This window comes from Streptomyces sp. NPDC043738 (genome assembly GCF_056436545.1).
Genome location: NZ_JBWKCJ010000063.1, coordinates 1 through 7,032, shown reverse-complemented (window position 1 = coordinate 7,032; position 7,032 = coordinate 1). Strand labels below are relative to the sequence as shown.

Genomic DNA, 7,032 nt, shown 5'->3' with positions numbered 1-7,032 from the left:
CTCACCGCCGGAGTTCCACCGCACCAAGTCACCCGTGCGATACATCCGCGACCCCGCAGGACCGAACGGATTCGCCACGAACCGCGACGCCGTCAGACCAGGACGACGTACGTACCCACGTGCGACACCGCGTCCGGCGATGTACAGCTCGCCGACCACGCCGACCGGCACCCGACGCAGACCGGCGTCCAGGACGAACAGCGCGTCACCCGGTACCGGCGAGCCGATGGGGGCTCCCCTGCCGGGCTGCATGGGTGCGCTCATCGAGGCGTAGACGGTGCCTTCGGTCGGGCCGTAGGAATTGATCACGTCTCGGCCGGGCGCCCAGCGGTCGACCAGCTCGGCCGAGCACGCCTCGCCGCCCACGAAGACGGTCCGCACTCCGTCGAGTCCCTCGGGTGACAGCCGGCCCAGGGCGGACGGGGTCTGGGTCAGTACCGTGACCCGCTCCTTCACGAGCAGGGCATGGAAGTCGGTGGCGGAGCGGACGGCGTCCTCGGAGGCGACGACCAGGCGCCCGCCGTGCAGCAGCGCACCCCACATCTCCCACACCGACACGTCGAACACATAGGAGTGGAACAGCGACCACACCTGTCCGGGCGCGAGCTCGGACTTCCGTGGCGACGCGGCGAACAGCTGCGTCACGTTGGCGTGGGTGACCGCGACGCCCTTGGGGGTGCCGGTCGTTCCGGAGGTGTAGATGAGGTAGGCGATCCGGTCGGCACCGGGGAACGGCAGGGCCGCGGACGGCTGGTCGCCGAGTGCCGGGTCCTCGACGTCCACCACCGCGACGCCATGCCCGCTCAACCGGTCCGACAACGCCTCCGTCGTCACGACCGCCACCGGCGCGGCGTCGTCGAGCACGAACGCCACGCGCTCGTCCGGGTTGTTCACGTCGATCGGCAGATACGCCGCACCCAGCTTCAGCACCGCCAGGATCGCGATCACCGTGTGCTGCGAACGCGGCAGCAGCAGCGCCACGACGTCCCCGGCGCCCACACCGCGACCCGCCAGCAGATGCGCGAGCCGCGACGACGCCTCGTCCAGCTCCCGGTACGTCCACGACCGGCCCTCGAACACCACCGCCACGGCATCCGGAGTCCGCTGCGCCTGCCCGGCGAACAGCACCGGCACCGACACGGCGGCGACCGGCTCCGACAGCACCGCCCGGTTGCCCAGCACGTCCAGCTGGGCCCGCTCCCCCTCGTCGAGCACGTCGAGCGACGCCAACGGCCGGTCGGCGTCGGCCGCCATGGCGGTCACCAGGGTCTCCAGCCGCGCCAGGATCCGTTCCGCCGCCGCTTCGTCGAAGACGTCGGTGCGGTATTCGAGGCGGAGCCGCAGCTGCCGGCCCGGCCAGGCCTGCAGGGCGATCGGGTAGTGCGTGAACTCGCGGCTGGACGCGATCCGGATGCCCAGCTCCGCGGTGTCGAGCTGCCCGCCGGACGCCTCCAGCGGATAGTTCTCGTACACGAAGATCGCGTCGAAGAGCCGCTGGTGACCCGCTGCGCGCTGGACGTCGGCCAGTGCCATGAACTGGTGGTCCAGTCCGTCGTGGTAGGCGTCCCGCAGCGTGCCGATCAGTTCGGCCGTGGTCGTCCCGGCGGTCATCCGGGCGCGTACCGGAATCGTGTTGATGAACATGCCCACGGCCGCTTCGCTGCCGGGCAGATCCGCCGGACGGCCGGAGACGGTGGTGCCGAAGACGATGTCCTGGCCGCCGGTCAGCGCACCCAGCAGTCGCGCCCAGGCGGCCTGCAGCACGATGTTCAAGGTGGTGTTCCGCGACCGCGCCAGCCGCTCCAGGGCACGGGTGGTGTGCGCCGGGAGGTCGGCTCGGATCAGCGCTCGCCCGGCGGCGCCGGACCGTTCGACCGGATCCACCAGGGTCGGCGACTCCAGCCCCGCCAGCAGCTGCTGCCAGTGCCGCTGTGCGGCGCTCCAGTCCTGGGCGGACAGCCACTCGACATAGGTCCGGAACGCCGGGGCGGGCGCCAGGGGCTCATGCCGGTAGGCGGCGAAGATCTCCCGGAGCAGGATCTGGATCGACCAGCCGTCCACCACGATGTGGTGCACGGACAGCACGAGCGTGTGCCGGTCCGGCCCCGTCACGCGGAGCAGGACGCGCAGCGGCGCCTCGTCCTCCAGCCTGCTGCAGGCGGCCAGTTCCGCGTCGAGCAGCTCCTGGTCGTCGCCGGCGTCGCCGCTCACCACGGTCCACGGCACGTCCGGGTGCTTCGGGACGATCTGCACCGGCTCGGTGAGCTGGTCGGCGACGAACCTGGCCGCGAGGTTGGGGTGGCGGGCGATCACCGTGTGCACGGCCTCGCGCAGGCGCTCCGCGTCCAGCGCACCAGTGAGCTCGATGCCCAGCTGCACGGTGTACAGCTCCGCGGGCTCGGCCCCGTCGGACCGGCGGTGGAAGAGCAGTCCGGTCTGCAGCGGGGTGAGCGGGAGGATGTCGGCCGGCTCGACGACCTGTTCGAGCCGGGTTATCTGCTGCCGGGTGACCGATGCGGGTACGACGTCGGAGGGCGTCAGTCCGCCGCCGCCGTTCTTCACGTACGCGGCGATCCCGGCCAGGACGTCGTGCCACCGCGCCTGGAGACCGGTGATGTACGCGCGGTCGACCCGTGCGCCGGCCCAGCTCCAGGTCGCGTGGAGCTCGGGCCGTTCGCCGTTGTCGAGCACGACCGCGTTGATGGCGACGGTGTGCGGCAGCAGCATCGACTGCGAGGTGAAGCGCCGGGCGTCGGGGGCGTCGAGCGGTCCGAGGATCCGCCAGTCGCCGTTTTGCTCACCGGTCTGCGGTGTGCTGCGGCGGCCGAGGTAGTTGAACCCGACCGCCGGGTCCCCGCCGGGCAGCTCCGCGGTGTCGCCGAGGTACTTCAGCAGGCCGTAGGTGAGGCCGTCCGGGACGGCACGCAGCTGTTCCTTGGCGTCCTTGACCCACTCGCCCAGGGCCGGGCCGCCGGCGAGGACGGTGTCCCGGTCCAGCGGGGCGGCGGTCAGCGCGACCGGGTGCTTGGCGGTGAACCAGCCGACGGTGTTGGTCAGATCGAGCCCGGTGCCCACCTCGTCGCGGCGGCCGTGGCCTTCCACGTCGATCCGCAGGGGCGCGCCGAAGTGCCGGTGCTGCTGCGCCAGTGCCGCGCCGAGCGCGATGAGCAGCAGCTCCTGGACGTTGATCCGCAGTGCCGCGGTCGCCTCGGTCACCAGCACGTCCGTCAGCGCGGGGTCGACCGACATCGACAGCTGCTCCACGGTCGGCCAGGTGTCGACCTCGGGACGTGGCGTCGGCAGCAGGGCGGCGGCCGATTCGATCCGCTGCCAGTCCGGGAGCCGGTCGACGACCGCGGGGGACGTGGCGTGTTCCGCCAGGGTCGTGGCCCAGCGCCGGAAGGAGGTGCCGCTGGTGTCCAGCGCGATCTGTCGGCCGTCCGCGAGGCAACGCCACCCGGCCGCGAGGTCCCGCTGGATGACACCCCAGGAGACGACGTCCACCGCGAGGTGGTGGACGACCAGCATCAGGCGCTTCGCCGGGGCGGCCCAGACGGCGCGCACCATGGCTCCGCCGTGCGGGTCCAGCTGCCGCAGCGCGGCGGTGAAGGACTGGTCGGTGAACTCGTCGACGACGGTGACGCAGCGGGCGGCGTCGACCGATCCCGCCGGCGGGATCACCGGACTCCAGGGTTGACCGGGCGCGGTGTCGCCCACCTTCAGCCGGAGCATCGCGTGCCGGTCGAGCAGCGCCTGCAGGAGCGCGACCACGTCGCGGTGCTCCGTCTGCGGCGGTGCCTGGAACAGCATGGTCTGGTTGAACTCGCCGATCGGCGCCTGGAGGGAGTCGAGCCACCGGATGATCGGCGTCGCCGTGAGGGGACCGGAGTCGTCGTCCGGCTCGCCCTGCGGCTCGTCCGGGCCGGAGAGCCCAAGGACCCGGGCCACTCGTGCCACGGTCTGCTCGACCAGGATGTCGCGGGGCTTGCAGCGCAGGCCCGCCTCCCGGGCCTGGGACACCACCTGCATGGACGAGATGCTGTCGCCGCCGAGATCGAAGAACGAGTCGTCGACGCTGACCCGCTCCACGCCCAGCACCCGCGCGTAGATGGCGGCGAGGGTCTCCTCGGCCGGGGTGGTCGGCGCCCGGTAGCCGCCCGCGTCGCCGTATTCGGGCACCGGCAGGGCGCGCTTGTCCAGCTTGCCGTTGACCGTCATGGGCAGTGCGTCCACGACCACGACCGCCGCGGGCACCATGTACTCCGGCAGGCGCTCGCCCGTCAGTCGGCGCAGCCGGGCACCGTCGAGCGCGCCCGTCCCGTCGGCATCGGGGACGACATAGCCGACCAGCCGCTTGTGGCCCGGCTGGTCCTCACGGACGACGACCGCGGCCTGTCCCACCCCGGGGCCGGCGCGCAGTACCGACTCGATCTCGCCGAGTTCGACGCGGTAGCCGCGGATCTTCACCTGGTCGTCGGCGCGCCCGACGTACTCCAGCTCACCGTCGTGGTTCCACCGCACCAGGTCACCGGTGCGGTACATCCGCGAACCGGCCGGGCCGAAGGGGTTCGCCACGAACCGCGACGCCGTCAGGCCGGAACGGTGTACGTAGCCGCGCGCGACACCGCGTCCGGCGACGTACAGCTCACCGGCGACGCCCACCGGCACCCGGCTCAGTGCGCCGTCCAGCACGAACAGCGCGGTGCCCGAACCGGCGGCGCCGATCGGCACCGCCGCGTCGGGGACCAGCGGCTTGCTCATCGAGGCGTAGACGGTGCACTCCGTCGGGCCATAGGCGTTGATCATGGCGCGGCCGGGTGCCCAGCGCTCGACCAGCTCGGCCGGGCAGGCCTCGCCACCGACCAGCAGCACCGCGATGGACGCCAGTCCCTCCGGAGACAGCCGTCCCAGCGCGGACGGCGTCTGGGTCAGCACCGTGACCTGTTCGTCGACGAGCAGGTCATGGAAGTCGGACGGCGCGTAGACGACCTCCTCGGGGACCACCACCAGGCGCCCGCCGTTCAGCAGCGCGCCGCACATCTCCCACACCGCGAAGTCGAAGGCGTACGAGTGGAACAGGGTCCACACGTGCTCGTGCGGCTGCGGGGAGCCGGTGCCCGGGGCGCCGGATGCGGTCAGCCGCTGGAGGTGGGTGACGATCAGGTCCGCGATACCGCGGTGCGTGACCGCGACGCCCTTGGGGGTGCCGGTCGTCCCGGAGGTGTAGATGACATAGGCGGCCTGGTCCACGTCGGGGTAGGGCAGGGCCTCGGACGGCTGGTCGCCGAGCGCCGGGTCCTCGACGTCCACGACCACCGCCCGGCTCCCGTCGAGCCGGTCCGCGAGCTCCCGGGTGGTGACCACGGCCACCGGCGCGGCGTCGTCGAGCACGAACGTCACGCGCTCGTCCGGGTTGTTCACATCGAGCGGCAGATACGCCGCACCCAGCTTCAGCACCGCCAGGATCGCGATCACCGTGTGCTGCGAACGCGGCAGCAGCAGCGCGACCACGTCCCCGGCACCCGCACCGCGGCCGGACAGCAGGTGCGCGAGCCGCGACGATTCCTCGTCCAGCTCCCGGTACGTCCACGACCGGCCCTCGAACACCACCGCCACGGCGTCCGGAGTCCGCCGTACCTGAGTGGCGAACAGCTCGGGAACCGACGTGCCCGCCGCCGGCTCCGACAGCACCGCCCGGTTGCCCAGCACGTCCAGCTGGGCCTTCTCCCCCTCGTCGAGCACGTCGAGCGACGCCAACGGCCGGTCGGTGTCGGCGGCCACGGCGGTCAGCAGTTGCTGCCAGCGCGCCATCATGCGTGCGACGGTCCCGGCGTCGAAGACGTCGGTGCGGTATTCGACGACACCGCCGATGCCCGCGGGCCGGCCGGCGTCGTCGAACCGCTCACGCAGGCTGAACGCCAGGTCCATCCGGGCGGCTTCGATGTCGACCGACGCGATGTCGATGCCGAGTCCCGGCACCGAGATGTCGGGCAGCGTGTTGTTCTGCCAGGCGAACAGCACCTGGATCAGCGGGTGGTGTGCCTGGGTGCGGACGGGGTTGAGCCGGTCCACCAGGGCGTCGAAGGGCACGTCCTGGTGCGCGAAGGCGTCCAGGCTCCGCTCGCGGACCTGCCCCAGCAGCTCACCGAAGCTCTGCTCACCCGACACCTGTGTACGCAGCACCAGCGTGTTGACGAAGAACCCGACCATCTCGTCGAACTCGGACCGCCCACGGCCCGCCGTCGGCACACCGAACGCCACATCCGCACTGCCGCTCAACCGCGACAACAGCACCGACAACGCCGCCGACATCACCATGAACGTCGTGGCATCGCGCTCCTGCGCGACCCGCTGCACCAGCTCCTGGAACTCCACGGGCAGGTCGACGACGACCCGGCCGCCGCGCTGATCGGCCTCCGCCGGGTACGGCCGGTCCGTGGGAAGCTCCAGCCTGCTGGGAAGCTCGGCCAGCGTCCGCTCCCAGAACCGCATCTGCCGGCGGAGCTCACTGCTCGCATCCGCTTCCTCGCCGAGGAGTTCGTGCTGCCAGAGCGTGTAGTCGGCGTACTGGACCGGCAGCGGCTCCCAGCTGGGCGCGTCGCCCGTGGTGCGTGCTGCGTACGCGGCCCACAGGTCGCGCAGCAGCGGCGCCAGCGACCATCCGTCGCCCGCGATGTGGTGCATGACGAGCACCAGCCGGTACTCGGTGGCCGAGACCGCGAAGAGCGTCGCGCGGAAGGGGGTGTCGGCGGCCAGGTCGAACCCGTGCCGACCTCGCTCGCCGACGGCGTCGTCTCGCTGCTGTTCCGTCCATCCGGTGGCGTCGACGACCTCCCAGCCGAAATCCGCCTCGGCCGCATCCAGGATGCGCTGCTCGGGCACGCCGTCCACATCCGGGAAGACCGTCCGCAGACTCTCGTGCCGACCCACCACATCGGCGACCGCCGCACCCAGCGCCGCCACGTCCAACCCACCGGTCAGCCGCAACACCAGCGGAATGTTGTACGTCGCCGACAACCCCTCCAACTGGTG

The 7,032-nt window shown here is 71.9% G+C and carries 1 protein-coding gene; it reads right to left on the bottom strand.

Annotation, left to right across the window (positions count from 1 at the left end; translation table 11 throughout):
• On the bottom strand, positions 1 to 7,032 hold a 7,032-nt coding region (locus AC0680_RS37775; protein WP_478637565.1), incomplete at both ends, for an amino acid adenylation domain-containing protein.